Consider the following 21,133-nt stretch of genomic DNA (forward strand, 5'->3'; position numbering starts at 1 on the left):
CGCGGCTCGCGGCGTTCTCGCCCCGAGCCGCGTTTCATTGCGTCTTCCCGCTTGCGCCGCCTGCCCGGGCTACGGAAACGCCTCGCATCCGTTTCGCACGCACGATCGGGTTCCTGCGCGACGTCAGGCTCATCGCGTCGCGCAGGCGCTCGAATGCCGTATCGTCCTTCGGCCCGAAGCGGCTGACCGCCGGCCACGCGAGCACGTGATCAAGCCATTCCTGCCAGGTGTCGCCATGGAAGCCGCGGCCGATTTCCCGCACCGTATCCGGCGCGGCGATCATGACGCCCGCCAGCAGGTAGTAGGCCCAGAAACTGCCGGCGCCTGTCAGTCGATCGAGCCGGCACACGGATAGCGCGGCGAACAGCCCGTCCACCGACGCAAGATCGGCGCGGTGCGTGCGGATCGCCCGCGCGACGAGGTTGTGCCGGCCGCCGTACGCCTGAACCGAAACGCCGTTGCCTGCGGCTAGTTCTGCCGAAAACATCACGAATGCGGCCATCTCGTCGATGCGCGCCGCGTCGTCGCGCGGGCCGCATGCGCGCAGCACCATCGCGTCGATGACGGCGCCGGGACGAGTCGGCGCTTCCGTGCTCGTTGCCACGACCGCGGCGAGCCTGTCTCTCAGGTTCTTCGCATTGGGTGTCTCGCGCTGCCCGTCGGGTTCGCTCGCGAGGCGTGCGCCCGCGTCTTCGCCGCTGCATTCGACGCCATCGGCAATCCGTTCGAGCGCGGCCCAGCCGACGTCCGGATCGTCGAATGCGCAGGCATCGATCAGGCCGTGCGCGGTGTCGAATACGGCACGCGAGCCCGGGCAGCGACGTTCGGCTTCGGCGAGTTGCCGGACGGAAGGCACGTGCGAGCACGCGCCGAGCGGATCGGCCGGGTCGCATGCGCAGCCGCCGCCATCGGTCGCGATCCACGGGACGAGCCGGTGCAGGGCCGCGGTCGCTTCGCGGGAGAGGCTCGCGCCAGTTCCCGCACGTCGCGCGTGCGACGCGACGACGGGCGGGTCGCCGGCGTCGCTCGCGGTCATCGCGCAGGCCGCCGTGTCGAGATGGTCGATCAGGTACTGCAGCCACGCGGCCGTGCGCAGCCGGTCGGGCGTCGCGCCGTGGGCATCGCCATACTTTGCTGGATCGGTAAGCATGGTTCCGGCCAATTGGAATAGTCTCGTTTCAATCGAATCGGGAGGCGCGGTGCGTCACGCCTGCCCTGCAGGTCCGCCCGTGCCGGATCTCGACACGGGCGGCCAACCGGTCGTCACGCGGATAAGCGCGACGACGCGAATACATCGAGGAAGCGAAAGCGACAACCCGCGTGCGAACCGCCCGATCCTCACGCACGGCCCTCCCGCGCGGCGGGTCCCCGCTTCGGTCGCGCGCCGCTTACTGCACGTGGAACTTCGGCGACGTCAGGATCGTGCCGCCCACCGTGCAGTCCGGCGTCAGCGTGGCGTTGTTGAACGTCAGCGACGAGTTCGCGTCGCTCCACGCCATCACGACCTTGCTCGGCCCGCACGTGCCGAGCAGCGTGACGTTCACCTTCACGTTGTTGATCGACAGTTGCGTCGTGCTGTCGGCCTGCCCCGTCCACGGCGACGTGCTGCTCGCGCTGCCGCTGATCAGGCCGCACGTCGCGCCGCCCGTGAACGTCGTCGAGGTGATGTTGACGATACCGGTCGACGTGATGGTGCCGTTGAACGTCGCATTGCAGGATGCGGTAATCGATCCCTTGCTGAGGTTCGTGAGCCCCGTCGCCGAGAACGGCTCGCCGTTCGGATTCATCGGTTGGCCGTCGGCGCGCGACACGGTGACGGCGAAAGCAGGCGCGGCCGAAACCGCGGTGAAAGCCACTGCAGCAACAAGCGATACGATTTTGCGAATGCTCATTTGAACTGCCCCCTCTCTTCACAAATGGCGGCACGCCGCCAGGAACGCGACCTTCCGGCCGGAATGATCCGGCCGGTTGGTCACAGGAAGCCGCCGGCACGCGTCATGCGCGCCGGTCGGCTCAGAACTTGTAGGAAATCCCGACGAAGGTGATCAACGGGTCGGCCTTCAACCGCGTGCGCGTGGTCGCGAGCGTCGATCCGTCGGCCGCCTTGATCACGAGCGACGAGTAGGTCTTCAGCGGCATGTACGTCAGCGTCGCCGTGAGTCCCCAGTGCTTGTCGATCGCGTAGCTCGCGCCGACGTTGTAGACCGGCGTGAACGACGACGACGCCTTGCCCTCCACCGACGTCGCGCCCGGCTTGCCGGCGCCGGCCGCGAGCACGCTGCCGAGGTTCTCGTTGATGTCCTTCGCGAAGTTGCCGTTCAGTTCGATGTTGCTGAACCAGCTGTAGGCCACGCCGATCCCGACGAACGGGCGAAACCTCGCCGTCGGCGAATTGAAGTAGTACTGCAGGATGATCGTCGGGCTCCACTGCCGCGCGTTCTTCACGGCCGGCTGGTTCGCCGACTTGTCCATGTCGACGTTGCCGAGCGCGCCGGCCGGGCCCGGCGGCTTGATCACGCCGTGGCCCGTCAGCGTGAACTCGGGCGGCACGCCGAGCACCGACGTCACCGCGATGTGGTCGGTGAAGAAGTGCGTGAGCGTGAGGCCGACCGTATCGGCGTTGTTGACCGTCAGGCTCGTGCCCGGCGACGTGAACGAACCGGGCAGACGCAGCGGCCCGTTGATCGGCATGTTCGCGAGATTCGTCGTGAGCCCGTTGGTCGAATCCTGCGGCATGATGTGCAGCCAGCCCAGCGTCGCGACGTTGTCGCCCGCCTGCTGGGCCGATGCGAGCGTCGACGCGCCTGCGACGACACCCGCGACAATCAGCTTCTTCATGAAGTCTCCCCCTCGTTCCGTCGGGGCGCCGCGTAGTCGCGCGCGGCGCCGCCATGTCTCCATCCACACGCGGTCACTGCACGAACGCGCCGACCGTGAAGTACGGGTTGCGCGTATCGGCCATGTCGAGGAACCCGAACACGCCGCCGGTGAACACGAACTTGCCGGTCGCCGGCCCCGACGCCGCGTCCGCATGCACGGTCGTCACGACGCCCGGCACCTTCTGCGTGTAGTCGAGGTTCAGCGCGCGCGTGAGCGCGGCCTGCGACGCGTTGAACGGATCGAGCAGCGTCGCCTGCGCACCGACGAGCGCGGTCGCGCGGTAGTTGAACGCGCTGTCCACGCCCGTGTACTCGCCGTCCTGCGAACCCTGCGCGATCGCCGTCCGCGGGCTCAGGAACGAGATGCCCGATTCGTCGTCCGCGCTCGGCGGGCCCTGCGTGAGGTCCGCGTTCGCGGCGCCGGTGCGGATGAAGATCGGCACGAGCTGGTTGCGCAGCTTGCCGACGATCAGGATCCCCTTGCCGGCCTTCGCCGGATCGAGCGCGGCGAGCGTCGGCGGAATCTGCGGCTGGTAGTTCAACGACTGGAACGCCGGCGCATCGGGGCGCAGCGTGAACGGCTGGTTCACGGTCGCGCTCGACGCAAGCGGCTGCCCGCCGTTCTTCTTGCCGAAGTTGTCGGTTTCCGTATAGCTGCCGTCCGCGTTGATCGTCACCGTCTGGTCGAGCGCCACCGGTTGGAAGTTCTGCGACGGCACCTGGTGATAGCCGAGCTGGTTGTACGTGCCGGCGATCTTCGTCAGATCGGTTTCCAGCGACGAGAAGCTGATGAACGGGTAGTACGGAAACGTCGTCTTCGGAATCTTGCCGACGCCGATCACGCCGTCGAACTGGATCGTCGCGCCGGGGATCGCGCCGCCCAGCACGCCTTCGCCGAGGAACAGCCGCGCGGGCCGGCTCGGGTCGAGGCTCGCGTTCTGCATCCGGAACGTGCACTGGTTCAGCTTCACCGTCGGCAGCCCCGTCTCGTCGGCCAGCGTGCCGTCGACCACGTTCGCCGGTGCGGTGTCCCGCGTCGGCTGCACGGTACCCGTGGTGGTCGGCACCGGCGATGCGAGGTAGGTCATCCGGTACGTCATCTTCGTCGTGTCGAGCTGTACTTTCACGAGCTCGCCTGACCCGGAGCCGCCGACGAACACCGTGTTGTAATCGATCGTCTGCGGGCACAGCCGGACCACCGGCGCGGGCGGCGGGTCGCCGTCTCCGCCGCATGCGGCCAGCACGGGCGCGAGCGACGCCGCGGCCATCCACTGTTTCACATTCATAGGAATCCTCTTGAAATTCGATTCGCCGGCGGCGACGCGTGCGCCGCCGGTGCTACGTGTTCAATGCGGGGTTACTGGACGAACGCGCCCACCGTGAAGAACGGATTGACCTTGTTGTTGTTGACGACCATCGCGTAGACGTTTCCGGCCGTCACGAGCCAGCCCGTGTCGCCCTTGCTGAAGATCGCCACGTTGCCGTTCGCGCCCTTCGCGTTGAAGTCCTGCGTAGCGGTCACCTTGATCTTGCCGGGCGTGGCCTGCGCATAGTCCAGCGCGAACTGCGAGGTGACCGACGACGTCTGCGGATCGATGAACGCCGCGGTATTGCCCTGGAACAGCGTGGACGTATAGTTCGCGGCCAGCGTCGACACGGCGGTACCGTCGTTGCAGCTTCCGGCTTCCGACATGAACACGCCGTTGACGAACGCACCAGGAAGGTCCGGGTGCGGGACGGACGGATCGAAGCTCGGCCGCGCCAGCGCGATCGCGTTCGGCTGCCCGTTGGAGGTCACGATGCCGCATGCCGATGCGCTGGTCGCGCCGATGTAGCCGCCCTTCAGCGAATTCGCCGCGATCGCGCTGGCCGACGACAGCATCGAGATCCCGACTTCGGCATCCGCGACCGACGCGAGCAGGTTGGTCGGATCGACGTGCGTGTAGCCGACACGAATCACGATCGGCACGCGTACGCCGTTCAGCTTGCCGACGATCATGATGCCCTTCGCCTGACTCGGCGCAATCACGAGCGATGCGCCCTGCCCCGCGACCGGATACACGAGCGTGCCGAACTGGTCCGGGACCGCGCTGCTCACGAACACGTTGTCGGCCGACCCGTCCGCGTTCTTGCGCAGCACCCACGGCGACCCGGTCGTCTGGCACGAGTAGTCGCTGCCCTGGGTAATCGTGCATGAGCCGTCCGCATTGAGCGTCTGGTTCCAGTTGACGACGTCCGGCTCCCAGCCGACCGGCCCGCTCGAGCTCTGGCCATTGCCGCCGAGCGGCGACAGATGAATGCCGACCTCGTTGTAGTTCCCCGCGACCTTCGAGAAGTCGGTTTCCGTTTCGGCGAAGCCGATGAACGGATAGAAGTCGAACGTGCGCGACGGCACGGTGCCGAGGAACAGACCCGGTACGATCTCGATGCCCGGGAACGCGATCGTCGCCCCCGGAATCCCGCCGCCCACCACGCCGTTGCCCACGAACAGCATCGGCGGATCCGCACGGTTGATCGTCACCGCATACGCGCCGTCGCTCGTCGCGCCGCTGTCGAGCACGAACGCGCAGCGGTTCTGCTCGGCCGTCGGAAGATTGGTCGGATGGTGGAACGCGCCGCTGATCGTCAGGCCCGCGCGCGTGTCGTTGACTTGCCCTGCCGAGGTCGGCACCGACGATTCGATGAACTGCATCTGATAGGTGAGCTTCGTCGTGTCGAACTTCACCTTCACGTACTCGCCGCTGCCGGCGCCGCCCGTGTACGTCGTCGTGTAGTCGAGCGCGTCCGGACACAGCTTCGTCACGACGGGCGGCGTCGTGTCGGCGCCGCTCGGCCCGCATGCGCTGCCCGAGCACTGCGGCACGGTGATCGGCCCCGGATCGTCGCCGCCGCCGCAACCGGCGACGAACGGCAGCGCCAGCACCGCACACGACAGGATCGCCTTCCGCCATTCAGGAATGCAAATCATCAACCCCTCCTTTTCAGGTACGACAAGTCTCGTCCGGCCGGGCTGCATGGCCCGCCGGTTGGTATCGCGCCGCCGCACGGACGCGCGGCGCATGATGGTGCGCGCATCGCCGCCGCGATGCCGTTCACGCACATGCGGCACACGCCGCGGCGGCGGACAAGCGCGCTCCCGCGGCGCCGTCATGCGGCACGGCGCCGTCGGAACGATCGAAACGGAAAGTGGCTTGGCCGCTGCGGCTTTGCCGCTACACGGCGAGGCGACGATGCAGGCACGCGATCCGCGGCGCGCCTGCATTCGGCGAAAAATCGGGAAACGGCAGTCCGGCTGGCCCGGCGGATAGGCGTCTCATGATGTGGTCTCCATACGTACGCTTGATTCGTTATCGTGATGCGTCGTTCGTCGAGACTATGATCGGACCATTCCCACAAGTAAATGGATGCAGAGTTCCAAACGAATGAACCCGCGCAATCCTAGCGTTTGTACGGTATTTAACAGATTTTCAAACGGCCTTCATTTTATTTGCTCAGACAAATACCCGGCCCGTGGAACGCGCGTTTGAACGGCAGCCGCCAATCCTCGCCGAGCCAAGCCGGCCGGCCCTGGGCGGCACGCACGCATGCTGCGGCGCAACCTCACACGTCGATGATCGCGAGCGTGCCGTGGCTGCCGGGCAGCACCGCGTGGCGCGTGCCGGCGTGCGCGAGGTACATCTGTCCGGCCCCGACCACGACCGTTTCTCCGTCGACCTCGAGCATCAGCGTGCCGTCGAGCACCAGCAGCCCCTCGTTGTAGTCGTGCACTTCCGCTTGGTAAGGCTGCGCATCCATGCGCAATACCTTGATCCGGGCCGGCCCCACTTCGCCGACGATCGTGGATTTCCATGCGGCGGCCTGTGCGTCCGCCACGGATTTGAAATCGACCAAGGACATGCGCGCCGCTCCCTATCACGATGAAAGGAACGCATTATCGCGAGCGCCGCATGTGCCGTCCCGGTACGGCGCGACGGCCGGCAGGCAGCACAGTCGGTCGGCATGTCGGGCAGCCACGCCGGGCGCGGCCCGATACACGGAAAAGAACCCCGATTGTTCGCATCTTTCAACTAAAACATCGAATCATTGGAAAATCCGCACGTAATCCACGCAAATCCGGCACCGACGCTGCCCGACTTTTCCATCAGAATGCATTTCGATGTGCCGATTGCTAATATGGCGGTCCCGCGATCCCGCACCACCCTGCCGTTCGACATGACGCCCGTTCGCCATGCCGTTCCCGGTCCCGGCCGCTGCGCAGCGGCGGCGGCGCCGGGCACGCGCGGCGCCCGCCGTCGCACCGGGCGGCCGTGCCATCCGTGAGCATGCAACCGATCCTTTCCGTCTCCGACCTCTCCAAGACTTACGCGTCCGGCTTCCAGGCGCTGAAGCACGTGACCCTCGACATCCGCCCCGGCGAGATCTTCGCGCTGCTCGGGCCGAACGGCGCCGGCAAGACGACGCTGATCGGCTCGATCTGCGGCATCGTCACGCCGACCGAAGGCCGCGTGACGGTCGGCGGCCACGACATCCGCGATCAATACCGCGCGGCCCGCGAAATGATCGGCCTCGTGCCGCAGGAGCTGACCACCGACGCGTTCGAAAGCGTCTGGGCCACCGTGTCGTTCAGCCGCGGCCTGTTCGGCAAGGCGCCCGATCCCGCGTACATCGAGAAGACGCTGAAGGCGCTGTCGCTGTGGGACAAGCGCGACAACAAGCTGATGACGCTGTCGGGCGGCATGAAGCGCCGCGTGATGATCGCGAAGGCGCTGTCGCACGAGCCGCGCATCCTGTTCCTCGACGAACCGACGGCCGGCGTCGACGTCGAGCTGCGCCGCGACATGTGGAAGCTCGTCGATTCGCTGCGCGAAAGCGGCGTGACGATCCTGCTGACCACGCACTACATCGAGGAAGCCGAGGAGATGGCCGACCGGATCGGCATCATCCTCGGCGGCGAGCTCGTGCTCGTCGAGGAAAAGCGCGAGCTGATGCGCAAGCTCGGCAAGAAGCAGCTGACCGTGCAACTCGAGCACCCGCTCGCGGAGGTGCCGCCCGCGCTCGCGCCGTTCGGGCTCGAGCGCGCGGAAGACGGCGCCGCGCTCGTCTATACGTACGATTCGCAGCGTGACGACGCGAGCATCGCGAAGCTCATCAACGCGCTCGGCTCGGCCGGCATCGGCTTTCGCGACCTGCATACGACGCAGAGCTCGCTCGAGGACATTTTTGTCAGCCTGATCGACAACCGCCGCAACGGCGTGCAAGGAGCCTGACGCATGAACTGGCATGGAATCCGCGCGATCTTCCGCGCAGAAATGGCCCGCACGCGCCGCACGCTGATGCAGAGCATCATCGCGCCGGTGATCTCGACGTCGCTGTATTTCGTCGTGTTCGGCTCCGCGATCGGCTCGCGCATCAGCGACGTCAACGGCATCGGCTACGGGTCGTTCATCGTGCCGGGCCTCGTGATGCTGTCGCTGCTGTCGCAGAGCATCTCGAACGCGTCGTTCGGCATCTACTTCCCGCGCTTCACCGGCACGATCTACGAGATCCTGTCCGCGCCCGTTTCGTACTGGGAGATCGTGATCGCGTACGTCGGCGCGGCCGCGTCGAAGTCGATCCTGCTCGGCGTGATCATCCTCGCCACGGCCGGCCTGTTCGTGCCGCTGCACATCCTGCATCCGGTCTGGATGGTGCTGTTCCTCGTGCTGACGGCCGTCACGTTCAGCCTGTTCGGCTTCGTGATCGGCATCTGGGCCGACAGCTTCGAGAAGCTGCAGCTCGTGCCGCTCCTGATCATCACGCCGCTCACGTTCCTCGGCGGCAGCTTCTACTCGGTCGACATGCTGCCGCCCGCGTGGCGCGTCGTCACGCTGTTCAACCCGATCGTCTACCTGATCAGCGGTTTCCGCTGGTCGTTCTACGGGATCGCCGACGTGCACGTGTGGATCAGCCTCGCCGCGACCGCGCTGTTCCTCGTGATCCTCCTCGCGGTCGTCGCGTGGATGTTCCGCACCGGGTACAAGCTGAAGAACTGACGCACGCGTGCGTCGCGCGCGCCGCCCGCCGATGACGCATTTCGGCAAGCGGGCGGCGCTTTTCCTCTGATGCGGCAGTTTGTGGTCGCGTCTACTGAACGTGAAGCATCGGGGCCTCGAGCATGCGCTGCGCGGCCCCTTTTTCATTTCAGAGGACGCCATGCCCGCCGCCACCGCTCCCGCCTCCGCCGCCGCCCGGCTCGAACGCCTGCCGTTCTCCGGCTATCACAAGCGCATCTTCTTCATCATCGCGATCGCGTTCTTCTTCGACTCGGTCGACCTCGGCACGATGACGTTCGTGCTCGGCTCGATCCGCAAGGAGTTCGGGCTGTCGACGGCCGCCGCCGGCCTCGTCGCGAGCGCGAGCTTCTTCGGGATGGTGCTCGGCGCGGCCGTGGCCGGCCTGCTCGCCGACCGGTTCGGCCGCCGGCCCGTGTTCCAGTGGAGCATGGTGCTGTGGGGCGCCGCGTCGTACCTGTGCTCGACCGCGCAGAGCGTCGACGCGCTGATCGTCTATCGCGTGCTGCTCGGCATCGGGATGGGAATGGAGTTTCCGGTCGCGCAGACGCTGCTGTCCGAATTCGTGCCGACCGAGAAGCGCGGCCGCCTGATCGCGCTGATGGACGGCTTCTGGCCGCTCGGCTTCATCACGGCCGGCATCGTCGCGTATTTCGTGCTGCCGCAGTTCGGCTGGCGCACCGTGTTCGCGCTGCTCGCGATTCCGGCCGTGTTCGTGCTGGTCGTGCGCCGCATCGTGCCGGAATCGCCGCGCTGGCTCGAGCATGCGGGCCGGCACGCGCAAGCCGACGCGGTGATGCAGACGATCGAGGCGAAGGTGATGCGCTCGGCCGGCGTCACGACGCTGCCGCCGCCGTCGCGGCTCGCCGAGCCCGCCGCCGCACGCGGGCGCGGCGCGCTGCGCGAGATCTGGAGCGGCGTGTACCGTCGCCGCACGGTGATGGTGTGGCTGCTGTGGTTCTTCGCGCTGCTCGGCTTCTACGGCCTCACGTCATGGCTCGGCGCGCTGCTGCAGCAGGCCGGCTTCGAAGTCACGAAATCGGTGTTCTACACGGTGCTGATCTCGCTCGGCGGCGTGCCGGGCTTCCTGTGCGCCGCGTGGCTCGTCGAACGCTGGGGACGCAAGCCGACCTGCATCGCGTCGTTGATCGGCGGCGGCGCGATGGCGTATGCGTACGGCCAGAGCGCGCTGTACGGCGGCAGCACGACGCTGCTGATCGGCACGGGCCTCGCGATGCAGTTCTTCCTGTTCGGGATGTGGGCGGCGCTGTACACGTACACGCCCGAGCTGTACGGCACCGGCGCACGCGCGACGGGGTCGGGCTTCGCGTCGGCGATCGGCCGCATCGGCTCGCTGATCGGACCTTACGTGGTCGGTGTCGTGCTGCCGGTGTTCGGCCAGGGCGGCGTGTTCACGCTCGGCGCGCTGTCGTTCGTCGCGGCGGCAATCGCCGTGTGGACGCTCGGGATCGAGACGAAGGGCCTCGCATTGGAACAACTGGCGGCAGGCGACGAAGCCGGCGGCGGCAACCGGTATCCGGCGGCGGCGGCGGACAAGGCGTCCTGATCGTCGCGCGGGCTCTCGGCCCGTTTCGGGCCGGGCGGGTGTTCGGCGCCGTGCCCGGCCGGGCCGGTCAGGCGCCCGAGACGACGAACTCTTCGGCCGCCTTGCGCTGGACCGCGGCCATCACGGCCAGCTCGCGCTTGCTGCGTGCGTCGCCGGACACGACGCCCGTCGCATGCTTCGCCTTCGCACCGAGCGGGAAAAACACGAACGATGCGCCGGCCGGGGCCGCCGGCTCCGCGCGCAGGCGTTTGTTCAGGATTTTCAGGTACTTCTTCTTCGAGACTTCCTTGACAGCCATGGCGCCCTCCGCGTGAACGTGGTGTAGATCAGCATACCAGCTTTGCCGAGGCGCTCCGCGACCGTGGTATGCGCCGCCGCGCGCGCTCGTGCCCGCGCATGCTCGCAACGGGCCTGCACCGGCCTCACTACCGAACTTTCCAAACAAGGGCACGGGCGAAAGGCGCGCTGTTCAGGACGCCGAGGACAAGACCGTCCCGCTGGAAGGCACCGCGAGAAACCGACAGCAACCCGTTCAAGCGTCGCTGCCACGGCGCCCTTTCCGATCGAGCGTCAAGCAATCAGTTCAAGGTGCTTGGCGCCATTCGGCACGGCGTCGACGACCAGACGCCGATCAAAATTCGCCAGTTTGCCTTTGTGCGCGCGAGCCAGCGCCAGCAGGTACGTATCGGTCAATTGCGCGGACGACAGCAAACGGGTGGCGTCGACGTGCTGTTCGTCCAGCAAGCTCACGTCGTCCGGCCAGAAAGTGTGGCCGGCATGCGACCGCAGTTGCGCGACGAGCGGAGCTACGGACATATACGAGCCCATCGTATTCGTGTATTTCGGATTGCAGATGATCCGAATAACGCCGTTCTCGGTGAGCGGGCAGGTAGACCATGCCGAATGACCTACCCGTCCAAACCATGCATGTGCAGGCTCATGCTGAACATGCGCAGGATTCAGCAAGGCGATGAGGACGTTGACGTCGAGCAGGTAGGTCATCCAAGTGAATCGTCGCGAAGTTGATTAACGATGTCGGGCGTGACGGGACGTGCCGTCCCGGAGACCGGTATCAACGGCAAGCCGTTGCGGTTCGACGTGACGGCGCGCAGCGAGCTTGCCGATCGGATCCACAGCGTGCCTGGTGCGCGTGCCGCCCGCGGCAAGAGCGGCGGCCGGCATCGCCGTTTCCATCGCGGATGAAAACTTTTTCCCGCGATGTCGATTCGCGTCGCCGCCGCGCGTCGTGTTGTCGTAACCCTGCGTTTGCCGCCTCCGGCCGGCAGACACCCTCGTTCCCTTTCAAGGAGATACGACAATGCGCGTCATGGTCATCGTCAAAGCCACCGCCGATTCCGAATCCGGCCAAATGCCCGATACCGACATGCTGGCCGCGATGGGCCAGTTCAACGAGGAGCTGGTAAAAGCCGGCATCCTGCTCGCCGCCGACGGCTTGCGCCCGAGCAGCCACGGCAAGCGCGTGCACTTTTCCGGCAAGAACCGCACGGTCATCGACGGCCCGTTCGCCGAAACGAAGGAGCTCGTCGCCGGCTACTGGCTCTGGCGCGTGAAATCGATGGAAGAGGCCGTCGAGTGGGTGAAGCGCTGCCCGAACCCGATGCCCGGCGACTCCGACATCGAGATCCGCCCGCTGTTCGAGGCCGAGGATTTCAGCCCCGCATTCACTCCCGGGCTGCGGAAGCCGTAAGCGGCCATCGTCGCGGACGTATGCGAGCCGTCCGCCTGACAACCCGTAGGATTCGCCGAAATATGGTTGAAAGGCACGGTTGCTAGAGTCGCCGGAACAGGGTTTTCCCGGCATCCGGCCGGACTGGATCGACACATGCGAGGATCGATGAACCTGGCACGTACCTTCTGGCTGCTCCTGCTGCTCGCCGTCACGAGCCCTGCCTTCGCATTTCATGCGCGGGTCGTCGCGATTCCGAGCGCCGCGATGAGCGAAACGCTGAAGGCCACCATCGTGCTGCCCGACGATTACGCGCGCGACCACCACGGCGAACGCTATCCCGTCGTCTATCTGCTGCACGGCTCGGGCGGCGACCATACCGACTGGACGTCGAACACGCACATCGCCGCGCTCGCCGACCGCTACCGCGTGATCCTCGTGATGCCCGACGGCGGACACGAAAGCTGGTACATCGACAGCCCGTTCGATTCGGGCAGCCGCTACGAAACCTTCGTCGGCGATGAAGTCGTGTCCTATGTCGACCTGCATTTCCGCACGATCGCGGCCCAGCACGCACGCGCGATCACCGGGCTCAGCATGGGCGGCTTCGGCGCGCTGCGCATCGCGCTCGACCGGCCCGACACGTTCGGCGCGGTCGGCAGCATCAGCGGCGCGGTCGACCCGCGCTGCTGCGCGAACGAGCCGGGCATCGACCACGTGTTCGGCGATCCCGGCCGCCATCCGTCGTTCTGGAACCGCAACGTGATCGTCGAAAACGCGCGGGCATTCGTGCGCGCGCATCTCGACCTGACGATCGATTGCGGCCGCGACGATGCCTTCGTCGACTCGAACCGCACGCTGCACGAACGGCTCGTCGCGCTCGGCGTGCCGCACGACTATGCGGAGCGCCCGGGCGGTCATACGTGGGATTACTGGGCGAATGCGATCCGCTACCAGATGCGGTTCTTCGCGACCTCGTTCCAGCATCGCGGCTACGCGTCGCGCGCCGCGCCGTCCGCGCCGTCCGCACCGGACATGACCCGTGCGGGCCGACGCACGGCAACCGCTCAAGGCGGCTATCCGGCCGAAGGCCGCAAGGCCTGACATCGAGAATCGAAACGGGGTGACGAACCGGCATGCCGCGCAACGCGCCCGGCAGGAAGATGAACGCGCGTCGCACGACGCGCGAAAAAGAGAAACGACGAAGCCGTCAGTTGCCGTGCGCGGTATCCGCGCCGACGACGCGATCGAAGAATTCCTGTGCACGCGCCAGCTCGTCGAGCGCGCGATCGAGACGCGACATCGCGCGTGCGTAGTGGGCCGACGAGCCGTCGTCGTCGCTTTCGCCGCGCACGGCGCGAAACGCCTGATCGACGTTGCGCGTCGCTTCGACGAAGCGTTGTGCGGCCCGCGCTTCCCGCGAACGGATATGGGTCGACATCGACACTCCTCCCTCAGGATTGCAGTGTGAAGCACGCCGACGCCCAGTGTGCGTGGTACGCATGTCGGCGGCGTGAACCACGACCCGTCGCATGTCGACGCATCGGCCGCCGCGCCGCGCGCTTCGTGCCGATTGTCGCGCCGCGCTCGCCGATCCGCTACGGCGAGATTGCAACAAATTCTTGCGCGAACGGCTTCGCGTGGGTCGTCACGCGCGCCCGATGCGCGGATGCGCCAGCCCCGCGAACGCGGCCGCCTCGCCCGGCGACAGGTCGAACAGATCGCCGGTGAGATCGCGCGGATGCTCGACCGCCGGCCGGTGGCGCATGCGCGCGACATGCGTGGGCGCCACATACGCGGCCGCCGTTTCGAGCGGCGGCACGTCGAACAGATCGCGCGTGACGCCGCGCACGGCGTCCGTCGGCGAACGGCCGCGCAAGCGCGCGACCAGCTCGACGAAGCGATCGAAATCGCCCGCGCGCGTGGCCTTGTTCACTTCAGCGAGATCGCGCGCCTTCAGCACGCACGGCTGCGCCAGCCGCACGAAATACGGCGCTTCGAGCTCGACCGACAGCGCGAGCGGATAGCTCTTGCCCGTCTGCTCCTTCGCACGCCCGACGCAGTCGACCACGGCCGCACCCTGTGCGGCGCCCAGCGGCTTGCCGGTGCTCACGCTGCGCAGGTGATCGGGAAACACGCGCAACTGCGTGCCGACCGTCAGCGCGGTGGACGACGCGCACACGAGCGCGTAGTGCTGCTCGCGACGCCGGCCGGACGGCAGCGTCGAGCGGCTGGCGATGAACGTATGCGGCGGCAACGGCCGCACCTGCCCGCCTGCGTCGACCCACGCATTCCACAGCAATGCGTCCTTGCGCTCGCCCGCGCGCGGACGCGACGCGACCGGCGAGAACAGCGCGAGCAGCGAACCGGTGCGATGCGCGGCGACTTGCGCGCTGTTGCCGAGCGGCTGGTTGATGCCCCACAGAAAACGCCCGCCTCCGAGCCGGCGCTCCCATTCCTTGCGGAGTACGACGGTCGGCAGCTCCTCGCCGGACTCGGTGCCGATCTTGGTCCAGCAGAACGTGGGAGGGAGGTGTTTCAGTGTCATCAACTTTCTCGGGATACAGCCTCGCTGCTGACAGCAAGCCCATTCAACAGCCGTAACTGTATAGGTATAATGCATCGCATGGAAGCCCCGGACCAAGATTTTCCCGTTCAAGACCTGTTGCGCCGCCTGATGGCGGATACACGCTCGTCCAGCGAAATCGCGCGGCTTTCCGGGGTCAGCCAGCCTACCGTGTCGCGCCTTCGGTTGTCGAACGGGCGCCGGCTGCGCCGCAGCGCGCCATTCAATAAGCTATGCAGTTTCTATGGTGTCGATACGGAGCCGTCGCGCCGTCGGTACAACGACCTGCTGCGCGACGCGATCGTCGACGCGTGGGACGGGTCGGACGAGCACGGGCGCGCGCTGCTGGTCGTGATTCAGGGGCTGAAGGATTTGCAGGCGAAGGCGGATGACGGGTGATGGCGCGCGCGTGCGCGGCCATTCATCGAGATTGAATGCGGTGGGTACGCGCGCCCGCATCGGCGGCGGCGGTGCGCCGTTTTCTCCCTGCGCGGCGCGGCGGCGCGCGAGCACCGCGTCGCGCGCCGCCGCCTTCGTCCTGACCGCGCGCCTCAGCGCTCGCACGCCGCGTCGCATTGCGCGAGCGAATTCTCCTTGCTACGAAACACCAACGGCTGTTCGGCGATCGGCGCGCGACGTCGCGCGAACTGCACGGCCTGTTCGACCTGGCCGTGATGGGCGGACTTCGCGCACACCGGATCGGCCTCCTTCGGGTCGCCGGCCAGCAGGTAGGCCTGACACCGGCAGCCGCCGTGATCCGTATGCCGCTCGTCGCACGTGCGGCACGGCTCGCGCATCCAGTCGTCGCCGCGAAACGCGTTGAACGCGTCGCTGTCGTACCAGATTTCCCGCAGCGGCCGGTCGCGCACGTTCGGCAACGCGAGCCCCGGCAGCGACCGCGCGGCATGGCACGGCAGCGCGGTGCCGTCCGGCGCGACACCGAGAAACACCGAGCCCCAGCCGTTCATGCACGCTTTCGGGCGGCGCTCGAAATAGTCGGGCACGACGAACAGGATCTTGCAGCGCTCGCCGATCAGCTTGCGATAGCGGTTGACCGTGTCCTCGGCCTCGCGCACCTGCTCGACGGTCGGCATCAGTTGATCGCGATTGAGCATCGCCCAGCCGTAATACTGCGTGTTCGCGAGCTCCAGGTAATCGGCGCCGAGATCGAGCGCCATCTCGATGATCTGCCCCACGTGCGGCAGGTTGTAGCGATGCAGCACGCAGTTGAGCACCATCGGGTAGCCGTGCGCCTTGATCAGCCGCGCCACGTCGCGTTTCAGTTCGAACGTACGCGTGCTGGTCAGGAAATCGTTCAGCTCGCGCGTCGAATCCTGCAGCGACAACTGAATATGATCGAGCCCGGCGGCCTTGAGCCGCTCGATGCGCGCGACGTTCAGCCCGATGCCCGACGTGATCAGGTTCGTATAGAAGCCGAGCCCGCGCGCATGCGCGACGAGCGTCTCGAGGTCGCCGCGCTGCAGCGGCTCGCCGCCCGAGAAGCCGATTTGCGCGGCGCCGAGCGCGCGCGCGTCGCTGATGACCGTGCGCCACGCGTCGGTGTCCAGTTCCGCGCCGTGCGTCGCGAAATCGACCGGGTTGTAGCAGAACGCGCAATGCAGCGGGCAGCGGTACGTGAGTTCCGCGAGCAGCCACAGCGGCGCGGACGGACGGGAAGTGTCGGGCGCCATGTCAGTCGAGCCAGCCGCGCAGTCGCGCATGATCGAGGAAGCGGTAGACGTCGGTCGCGAGATCGGATTGCATGAACAGGCGCTCGAGCTCGCCGATGATGTCGTCCAGTTCGCGCGTGCCGTCGCAGCGCGCGAGTATCTCCCCCGCGCTCGGATTGAGCTTGACCATGCCCTCCGGATAGAGGAGCACGTACGCATCCTGGGCCGCCTCCCATTGGAGGCGGTACATGCCCCTGAGGCAGGGGCGCAGCGGCACGCCGCTGGCGGCTTCGATCGCGTTCATAGCGGATAGGCCTTTTCGACGGCGTCGAGCATCGACCACAGGATGTCGAGCTTGAATTGCAGGATGCCGAGCGCGCGCTGCTGCGCGTCCGGTGTCGTGAAATGCTCCAACGTGACCGCGAGCCCGTGCTCGACGTCGCGTTGCGCGAGCGGCACGCGGCTGCGGAAATAATGCAGTCCGGCCGGCTCGATCCACGGGTAATGCGACGGCCAGCCCGCGAGCCGGTCGAGATGGATCTGCGGCGCGAACATCTCGGTCAGCGACGAGCACACGGCTTCCTGCCACGGCGCGCGCCGCGCGAAGTTCACGTACGCATCCACCGCGAAACGCACGCCGGGCAGCACGTGTTCGAGCGACCATAGCTCGTCGCGCGTCAGACCGCATGCCTCGCCGAGCCGCACCCACGCCTCGATGCCGCCTTCGTTGTCGCCCTGCCCGTCGTGGTCGATCAGCCGCTGGATCCAGCGGCGCCGCGTCTCGCGGTCGGGACAGTTCGACAGGATCGCCGCATCCTTGAGCGGAATGCAGATCTGGTAATAGAAGCGGTTCGCGACCCAGCCGCGGATCTGCGTGGGCGAACAGGCGCCGCTGTTGAGCCGCCGGTTGAACGGGTGATGGATGTGATAGCGCGATTCGAGCGCACGCAGGCGCGCCTCGAATTCGGTCGCGGTCCAGGGCGTCGCGTGCAACGCCGTAGCGGGGATCGGTGCGTTCATCGTCAGACCTGGAATTGCATGCCGTCGTGCGCGACGTCGATGCCGTGCGCGCGCAGGTGCGCATGCTCGACGGAATGCGGATCGAGAATCGGGTTCGTGTTGTTGATGTGCGTGAGCACCTTGCGCGTGCGCGCGGGCAGCCGGTCGAGCCAGTCGATCATGCCGGGCCGCCCGTGTTCCGCGCACTGCGCGAGATGCCCCATGTCGGCCGCGTGCTTGCCCGACAGGCCGAGATCGATCATCTCGGTCCCGGTCCAGAACGTGCCGTCCACCAGCACCAGATCGGCGCCGTCCATGGCCGCGCGCACGTCGTCGGTGACCGACGCGAGCCCCGGCGCATAGAACGCGCGCCGCCCGCTCGCGACGTCCTCGATCGACAGCGCGATGTTGTCGCCGGGCGCGGCCGACGCACGCCGCGGCGAATAAGGCGGCGGCTTGCTGTCGACGGCGATCGCGGTGAAACGGATCCCGCGCGCCGCGGGCACTTCGAATGGCTCGCCGGGCACGATCGTGTGCGCGGCGACGCCGCAGTAATGGCCGAGCAGCGGCACGAGGGGCAAGCCGGTCGACAGGTCGTCGAGCACCGGCGCGCTCGCGTACAGCGGCAGCGGCGTCGAGCGCTCGCGCAGCATCAGCAGGCCCGTCACGTGATCGATCTGCGCGTCGCACAGCACGACGGCGGCGATGCCGCTGTCGCGGATCGCGCGCGCCGGTTGCAGGTCCGGATCCGCGCGCAACTGCGAAAGAATGTCGGGCGACGCATTGACGAGAACCCAGTCGATGCCGTCTTCGCTGACCGCGATCGACGACTGCGTGCGCGGCACCACGTGGCCGCTTCCGCTGCGCGCGCGGCGGCAGTTCGCGCAATTGCAGTTCCATTGCGGCAGGCCGCCGCCGGCTCCCGAGCCGAGTATCTTGATCTTCATGGGCGTCAGCTCCCGAGGCCGCCCGCGCCGACCACGGCGAAACGGGCGGCACGCGCGGCGATCAGCGGTTGGCGATGTACATCGTGATTTCGAAGCCGAAGCGCAGGTCGGTGTATGACGGTGTCGTCCACTGCATGGTGTGTCTCCTGTTGAGTTGATGAATCGATGAGTCGATGTGTTGCTGCGTGAGTCGAACAACCGCGGTGATCGAGCGGTCGCTTCCTCTTCAGCAAGGAGCGTGCCGATGCGTTGCCTTCACCGCCAGGCAGCGGCATACGGCCGTCATCCGGGCATCGGGACCCAATCCTTACGAATGGCCGACACGATTCGCGCGAATGCACCCGGCCGGCCGGACGGCGCGAGGCGCCCGGGCGGTGACAGGTGTTGAATCGTTGAACACCGGTGTTGCAACTTGACACACCGGCTGTGACACGTTGCGCACCCGGCGCACCGGCCGGTGCGCCGTGGCTCGCGTATCAGCTTTCTTCAGACGGGTGGCGCGCCGCGTCGGCCGCGGGCATCTTCCGGTAGATCGTGTTGCGCGACACGCCGAGCGCGCGCGCGGCGGCGGACACATTGCCGCCGTGACGGGCCAGCGCGGCCGCGATCGCGGATGCCGCGACATCCTGCAGACGCGTGTCGGCGGGCGGGAAGGCGTCCGCGCCGCAGGGTCCCGCGCCCGCCACGGCAGACCGGGCGGGCGCGGCTGACGACGCGCACGCCTCGGAGACGGCCTGCACGACCTGCGCATCGCCGCGCCGCAGGTCGTCGAAGAAGTCGTCCGGCAGGTGCTCGCGGCGGATTTCGCCGTCGTCGTCGACCATCGCGGCCGCCGTGCGCAGCAGGTTGCCGAGCTGCCGGAAGTTGCCCGGCCACGTGCAGCGCACGAACAGTTCCATCACGTCCGGCGCGACCGACAGCGGCGGCCGGCCCGGGCCCGCGAACGCTTCGCGCTGCAGCATCTTCTGCACGACGACCGCGAGATCCGTGCGGTCGCGCAGCGGCGGCAGGCGCACCACGAGGCCGTTCAGCCGGTAGTAGAGATCCTCGCGGAAACGGTTCTGCGCGATCATGTCGCGCAAATCGCGGTGCGTCGCGCAGATGATCGCGATATCCACGGGGATCGTCTTCGTCGAGCCGAGCGGGTTGACGAGGCGCTCCTGCAGCACGCGCAGCAGCCGCACCTGCAGCGGATACGGCATGTCGCCGATCTCGTCGAGGAACAGCGTGCCGCCGTTCGCCTGCAGCAGCTTGCCGATCGCCCCCTTGCGGCGCGCGCCGGTAAACGCGCCCTCCTCGTAGCCGAACAGTTCGGACTCGATCAGCGTCTCCGGAATCGACGCGCAGTTGACCGCGACGAACGGCGCGTCGCGGCGCGGCGAGTCGTTGTGGATCGCCTGCGCGAGCAGTTCCTTGCCGGTGCCGGTCTCGCCGGTGATCAGGATCGGGATGTCCTTGCCGATCACCTTGCGTACCTTCGCGATCACGCTGGCGACCTGCGCGTCGCCGGTGTCGAGATAGTTGAGCCGCGACAGGCCGGCCGACGTGCTCGCCGCCGGCGCGGGCGCCGCGTTCGCGCGCGCGGCCGGCGCCCCCGCATCGTGGACGTCCGTCGGCCGGCTGCCTTCGGCGAGCGTCGCGCGGCGAAAGTGCACGCGCGCGCACACCACCGCGCCGTTGCCGAGATTGAGCATCAGGTGCCGGTCGGTGCTCGCGCGCATGCGGTCGATCAGTTGCGCACTGGTGATGTCGAACAGCGACGACAGCGTGTGCGCGCGCAGCGCGGCGAGCGGCATGCCGAGCTGGAACTGCGCGCTGCGATTGGCCGACAGGAAGCGGCCGTCGGCGGTGAACGCGACGATCCCCTCCATCAGCGTGCCGAGAAATTCGGGGCGGCCATGGAACGACACCTGCAGCGTTTCCTGAAAGGTCGTCGTAAACAGGTGATTCTCGATCATCTGCACCGACATCTTCGCGAGCGCCATCGTGTGCTGGTGATAGCTGCGGTGGTCGCCCGTCACGTCGAGCACGCCGATCGCGTCGCCGTACGGATCGAGGATCGGCACGCTCGAACAGGTCAGGAAGCGGTTCGCGGCCAGGAAGTGCTGGTCGCCGTGGACGACCATCGGGCACAGCTCGGCCAGCGCCGTGCCGATCGCGTTGGTGCCCTGCCGGTTCTCCGCCCAGTTCGCGCCCGGGCGCAGCGCGACCTTCTCCGCGCGGCGCAGGAAATCGTCGTCGCCGATCGAATGCAGGATCAGCCCTTCCGCGTCGGTCAGCACGATCATGCTCTGCGTGTTGACGATCTGCTCGTGCAGCGTTTCCATCACCGGCATCGCGTGCACGCACAGCACCCGGCTCTGCTCGCGCTTGAGCACCAGCGCCGCGTTCGACAGCACGTCGTAATCGGGGCGTGCCGATACCTGCAGGCCGAACGTCTCCGAGCGCTCATGGGCCTTCTGGATCGACGGTGCGGGCCAGCCAGCGGGATGCGCGGCCCGTGTCCCGGCCGCCTGCTCTACGTCATCGCGCATTGTCTCCTCCGGGGGATCCTTCCGGTCAACTGCCGGACTCTTTGCCGTCATTGCAAGCAAGCATCGGGCCACGCTGGCGCCGCGCAACCCGATCGAAAGGAGGATGTAATGAATCGCCCGGGCGCGGTGGCGCGCATCGCGTCGCGCGACGGCCTGTCTGCGTGATACCGCGATTTCCCGGCGCGTGACTACCCGTGCGAATCCGGATCTTCGCGGCTGGCGCGCTTCTCGCTT

At 67.3% G+C, this 21,133-nt stretch carries 23 protein-coding genes; 7 read left to right on the plus strand and 16 right to left on the minus strand.

From position 1 onward, the window contains the following. Positions 1-34: 34 nt before the first annotated feature. The 6 genes from KPB06_RS31930 to KPB06_RS31955 form a co-directional block, all read right to left on the minus strand. Positions 35-1,150 (minus strand): hypothetical protein, encoded by a 1,116-nt coding sequence (locus KPB06_RS31930; protein WP_275905709.1) that lies wholly within the window; start codon positions 1,148-1,150, stop codon positions 35-37. A 238-nt stretch (positions 1,151-1,388) separates the two neighbouring features. Continuing rightward, the gene (locus tag KPB06_RS31935; protein ID WP_059642351.1) at positions 1,389-1,892 is read right to left on the minus strand and encodes a hypothetical protein; all 504 of its coding nucleotides are present in this window, start codon (positions 1,890-1,892) and stop codon (positions 1,389-1,391) included. A 121-nt stretch (positions 1,893-2,013) separates the two neighbouring features. Continuing rightward, positions 2,014-2,838: an OmpW/AlkL family protein gene (locus KPB06_RS31940; protein WP_059583231.1), complete on the minus strand. Its 825-nt coding sequence runs from the start codon at positions 2,836-2,838 to the stop codon at positions 2,014-2,016. Positions 2,839-2,911: 73 nt separating this feature from the next. Continuing rightward, complete coding sequence (locus KPB06_RS31945; RefSeq protein WP_099317787.1) at positions 2,912-4,165, minus strand: DUF2957 domain-containing protein; 1,254 nt, start codon at positions 4,163-4,165, stop codon at positions 2,912-2,914. Positions 4,166-4,236: 71 nt separating this feature from the next. Then, entirely contained in the window at positions 4,237-5,847 is a 1,611-nt protein-coding gene (locus tag KPB06_RS31950; protein ID WP_275905708.1) for a DUF2957 domain-containing protein, read from the minus strand. 632 nt (positions 5,848-6,479) lie between these two features. Next, the gene (locus KPB06_RS31955; protein WP_059583237.1) at positions 6,480-6,776 is read right to left on the minus strand and encodes a cupin domain-containing protein; all 297 of its coding nucleotides are present in this window, start codon (positions 6,774-6,776) and stop codon (positions 6,480-6,482) included. A 425-nt stretch (positions 6,777-7,201) separates the two neighbouring features. Here KPB06_RS31955 and KPB06_RS31960 point away from each other — a divergent pair, with 425 nt between their 5' ends. The 3 genes from KPB06_RS31960 (at position 7,202) to KPB06_RS31970 (ending at position 10,496) form a co-directional block, all read left to right on the plus strand. After that, entirely contained in the window at positions 7,202-8,146 is a 945-nt protein-coding gene (locus KPB06_RS31960) for an ABC transporter ATP-binding protein (protein ID WP_059583239.1), read from the plus strand. Between the two features lie 3 nt (positions 8,147-8,149). Then, positions 8,150-8,911, plus strand: coding sequence for an ABC transporter permease (locus KPB06_RS31965; protein ID WP_275905707.1), 762 nt, complete (start codon positions 8,150-8,152; stop codon positions 8,909-8,911). A gap of 160 nt (positions 8,912-9,071) precedes the next feature. Further along, positions 9,072-10,496: an MFS transporter gene (locus KPB06_RS31970; RefSeq protein ID WP_275905706.1), complete on the plus strand. Its 1,425-nt coding sequence runs from the start codon at positions 9,072-9,074 to the stop codon at positions 10,494-10,496. 67 nt (positions 10,497-10,563) lie between these two features. On the opposite strand, the gene KPB06_RS31975 is transcribed toward KPB06_RS31970, so the two are convergent. Further along, positions 10,564-10,794 (minus strand): hypothetical protein, encoded by a 231-nt coding sequence (locus KPB06_RS31975; RefSeq protein WP_059583243.1) that lies wholly within the window; start codon positions 10,792-10,794, stop codon positions 10,564-10,566. A gap of 272 nt (positions 10,795-11,066) precedes the next feature. Continuing rightward, positions 11,067-11,498: a TA system VapC family ribonuclease toxin gene (locus KPB06_RS31980; RefSeq protein WP_059583245.1), complete on the minus strand. Its 432-nt coding sequence runs from the start codon at positions 11,496-11,498 to the stop codon at positions 11,067-11,069. A gap of 30 nt (positions 11,499-11,528) precedes the next feature. On the opposite strand from KPB06_RS31980, the gene KPB06_RS31985 reads away from it, so the two are divergent. The 3 genes from KPB06_RS31985 to KPB06_RS31995 all read left to right on the plus strand — a co-directional run bounded on the left by KPB06_RS31985 (position 11,529) and on the right by KPB06_RS31995 (position 13,287). Beyond that, positions 11,529-11,699: a hypothetical protein gene (locus tag KPB06_RS31985; RefSeq protein ID WP_275905705.1), complete on the plus strand. Its 171-nt coding sequence runs from the start codon at positions 11,529-11,531 to the stop codon at positions 11,697-11,699. A 115-nt stretch (positions 11,700-11,814) separates the two neighbouring features. Then, positions 11,815-12,204 carry a YciI family protein gene (locus KPB06_RS31990; RefSeq protein WP_059583248.1) on the plus strand — a complete coding sequence of 130 codons (390 nt, stop codon included), beginning with the start codon at positions 11,815-11,817 and terminating at the stop codon, positions 12,202-12,204. Between the two features lie 147 nt (positions 12,205-12,351). After that, positions 12,352-13,287, plus strand: coding sequence for an alpha/beta hydrolase (locus KPB06_RS31995; RefSeq protein WP_226094016.1), 936 nt, complete (start codon positions 12,352-12,354; stop codon positions 13,285-13,287). Between the two features lie 106 nt (positions 13,288-13,393). Here KPB06_RS31995 and KPB06_RS32000 read toward each other — a convergent pair whose 3' ends face one another. Together KPB06_RS32000 and KPB06_RS32005 are read right to left on the minus strand one after the other, a co-directional pair. After that, entirely contained in the window at positions 13,394-13,624 is a 231-nt protein-coding gene (locus KPB06_RS32000; protein WP_059583251.1) for a hypothetical protein, read from the minus strand. Positions 13,625-13,831: 207 nt separating this feature from the next. Beyond that, positions 13,832-14,731 (minus strand): hypothetical protein, encoded by a 900-nt coding sequence (locus tag KPB06_RS32005; RefSeq protein ID WP_060011993.1) that lies wholly within the window; start codon positions 14,729-14,731, stop codon positions 13,832-13,834. A gap of 78 nt (positions 14,732-14,809) precedes the next feature. Between KPB06_RS32005 and KPB06_RS32010 the strand changes: the two genes are divergently transcribed. Continuing rightward, complete coding sequence (locus tag KPB06_RS32010) at positions 14,810-15,148, plus strand: helix-turn-helix domain-containing protein (RefSeq protein ID WP_012339501.1); 339 nt, start codon at positions 14,810-14,812, stop codon at positions 15,146-15,148. A 152-nt stretch (positions 15,149-15,300) separates the two neighbouring features. Here KPB06_RS32010 and pqqE read toward each other — a convergent pair whose 3' ends face one another. The 6 genes from pqqE to KPB06_RS32040 form a co-directional block, all read right to left on the minus strand. Further along, positions 15,301-16,440 (minus strand): pyrroloquinoline quinone biosynthesis protein PqqE, encoded by a 1,140-nt coding sequence (gene pqqE, locus KPB06_RS32015; protein ID WP_275905704.1) that lies wholly within the window; start codon positions 16,438-16,440, stop codon positions 15,301-15,303. Between the two features lies 1 nt (position 16,441). Further along, positions 16,442-16,723 (minus strand): pyrroloquinoline quinone biosynthesis peptide chaperone PqqD, encoded by a 282-nt coding sequence (gene pqqD, locus KPB06_RS32020; protein ID WP_006480620.1) that lies wholly within the window; start codon positions 16,721-16,723, stop codon positions 16,442-16,444. Further along, a complete protein-coding gene (gene pqqC, locus KPB06_RS32025) occupies positions 16,720-17,439 on the minus strand; it encodes a pyrroloquinoline-quinone synthase PqqC (protein WP_059583257.1) in 720 nt (239 codons plus the stop codon). Before pqqC ends, pqqD begins: the two co-directional genes overlap by 4 nt. A 2-nt stretch (positions 17,440-17,441) precedes the next feature. Continuing rightward, positions 17,442-18,365 carry a pyrroloquinoline quinone biosynthesis protein PqqB gene (gene pqqB / locus KPB06_RS32030; protein ID WP_059583258.1) on the minus strand — a complete coding sequence of 308 codons (924 nt, stop codon included), beginning with the start codon at positions 18,363-18,365 and terminating at the stop codon, positions 17,442-17,444. A 61-nt stretch (positions 18,366-18,426) separates the two neighbouring features. Continuing rightward, a complete protein-coding gene (pqqA, locus tag KPB06_RS32035; RefSeq protein WP_006485436.1) occupies positions 18,427-18,501 on the minus strand; it encodes a pyrroloquinoline quinone precursor peptide PqqA in 75 nt (24 codons plus the stop codon). A gap of 340 nt (positions 18,502-18,841) precedes the next feature. After that, positions 18,842-20,899: a sigma-54-dependent Fis family transcriptional regulator gene (locus KPB06_RS32040; protein ID WP_099317788.1), complete on the minus strand. Its 2,058-nt coding sequence runs from the start codon at positions 20,897-20,899 to the stop codon at positions 18,842-18,844. Positions 20,900-21,133 lie beyond the last annotated feature (234 nt).

The organism is Burkholderia semiarida, assembly GCF_029268935.1.
Lineage (GTDB): Bacteria > Pseudomonadota > Gammaproteobacteria > Burkholderiales > Burkholderiaceae > Burkholderia > Burkholderia semiarida.

Excerpts from the sequence above, each read along its gene's own strand:
- KPB06_RS31930 (WP_275905709.1), bottom strand. The coding sequence starts at position 1,150 with ATGCTTACCGATCCAGCAAAGTATGGCGATGCCCACGGCGCGACGCCC.
- KPB06_RS31935 (WP_059642351.1), bottom strand. The coding sequence starts at position 1,892 with ATGAGCATTCGCAAAATCGTATCGCTTGTTGCTGCAGTGGCTTTCACC.
- KPB06_RS31940 (WP_059583231.1), bottom strand. The coding sequence starts at position 2,838 with ATGAAGAAGCTGATTGTCGCGGGTGTCGTCGCAGGCGCGTCGACGCTC.
- KPB06_RS31945 (WP_099317787.1), bottom strand. The coding sequence starts at position 4,165 with ATGAATGTGAAACAGTGGATGGCCGCGGCGTCGCTCGCGCCCGTGCTG.
- KPB06_RS31950 (WP_275905708.1), bottom strand. The coding sequence starts at position 5,847 with ATGATTTGCATTCCTGAATGGCGGAAGGCGATCCTGTCGTGTGCGGTG.
- KPB06_RS31955 (WP_059583237.1), bottom strand. The coding sequence starts at position 6,776 with ATGTCCTTGGTCGATTTCAAATCCGTGGCGGACGCACAGGCCGCCGCA.
- KPB06_RS31960 (WP_059583239.1), top strand. The coding sequence starts at position 7,202 with ATGCAACCGATCCTTTCCGTCTCCGACCTCTCCAAGACTTACGCGTCC.
- KPB06_RS31965 (WP_275905707.1), top strand. The coding sequence starts at position 8,150 with ATGAACTGGCATGGAATCCGCGCGATCTTCCGCGCAGAAATGGCCCGC.
- KPB06_RS31970 (WP_275905706.1), top strand. The coding sequence starts at position 9,072 with ATGCCCGCCGCCACCGCTCCCGCCTCCGCCGCCGCCCGGCTCGAACGC.
- KPB06_RS31975 (WP_059583243.1), bottom strand. The coding sequence starts at position 10,794 with ATGGCTGTCAAGGAAGTCTCGAAGAAGAAGTACCTGAAAATCCTGAAC.
- KPB06_RS31980 (WP_059583245.1), bottom strand. The coding sequence starts at position 11,498 with ATGACCTACCTGCTCGACGTCAACGTCCTCATCGCCTTGCTGAATCCT.
- KPB06_RS31985 (WP_275905705.1), top strand. The coding sequence starts at position 11,529 with ATGTCGGGCGTGACGGGACGTGCCGTCCCGGAGACCGGTATCAACGGC.
- KPB06_RS31990 (WP_059583248.1), top strand. The coding sequence starts at position 11,815 with ATGCGCGTCATGGTCATCGTCAAAGCCACCGCCGATTCCGAATCCGGC.
- KPB06_RS31995 (WP_226094016.1), top strand. The coding sequence starts at position 12,352 with ATGAACCTGGCACGTACCTTCTGGCTGCTCCTGCTGCTCGCCGTCACG.
- KPB06_RS32000 (WP_059583251.1), bottom strand. The coding sequence starts at position 13,624 with ATGTCGACCCATATCCGTTCGCGGGAAGCGCGGGCCGCACAACGCTTC.
- KPB06_RS32005 (WP_060011993.1), bottom strand. The coding sequence starts at position 14,731 with ATGACACTGAAACACCTCCCTCCCACGTTCTGCTGGACCAAGATCGGC.
- KPB06_RS32010 (WP_012339501.1), top strand. The coding sequence starts at position 14,810 with ATGGAAGCCCCGGACCAAGATTTTCCCGTTCAAGACCTGTTGCGCCGC.
- pqqE (WP_275905704.1), bottom strand. The coding sequence starts at position 16,440 with ATGGCGCCCGACACTTCCCGTCCGTCCGCGCCGCTGTGGCTGCTCGCG.
- pqqD (WP_006480620.1), bottom strand. The coding sequence starts at position 16,723 with ATGAACGCGATCGAAGCCGCCAGCGGCGTGCCGCTGCGCCCCTGCCTC.
- pqqC (WP_059583257.1), bottom strand. The coding sequence starts at position 17,439 with ATGAACGCACCGATCCCCGCTACGGCGTTGCACGCGACGCCCTGGACC.
- pqqB (WP_059583258.1), bottom strand. The coding sequence starts at position 18,365 with ATGAAGATCAAGATACTCGGCTCGGGAGCCGGCGGCGGCCTGCCGCAA.
- KPB06_RS32040 (WP_099317788.1), bottom strand. The coding sequence starts at position 20,899 with ATGCGCGATGACGTAGAGCAGGCGGCCGGGACACGGGCCGCGCATCCC.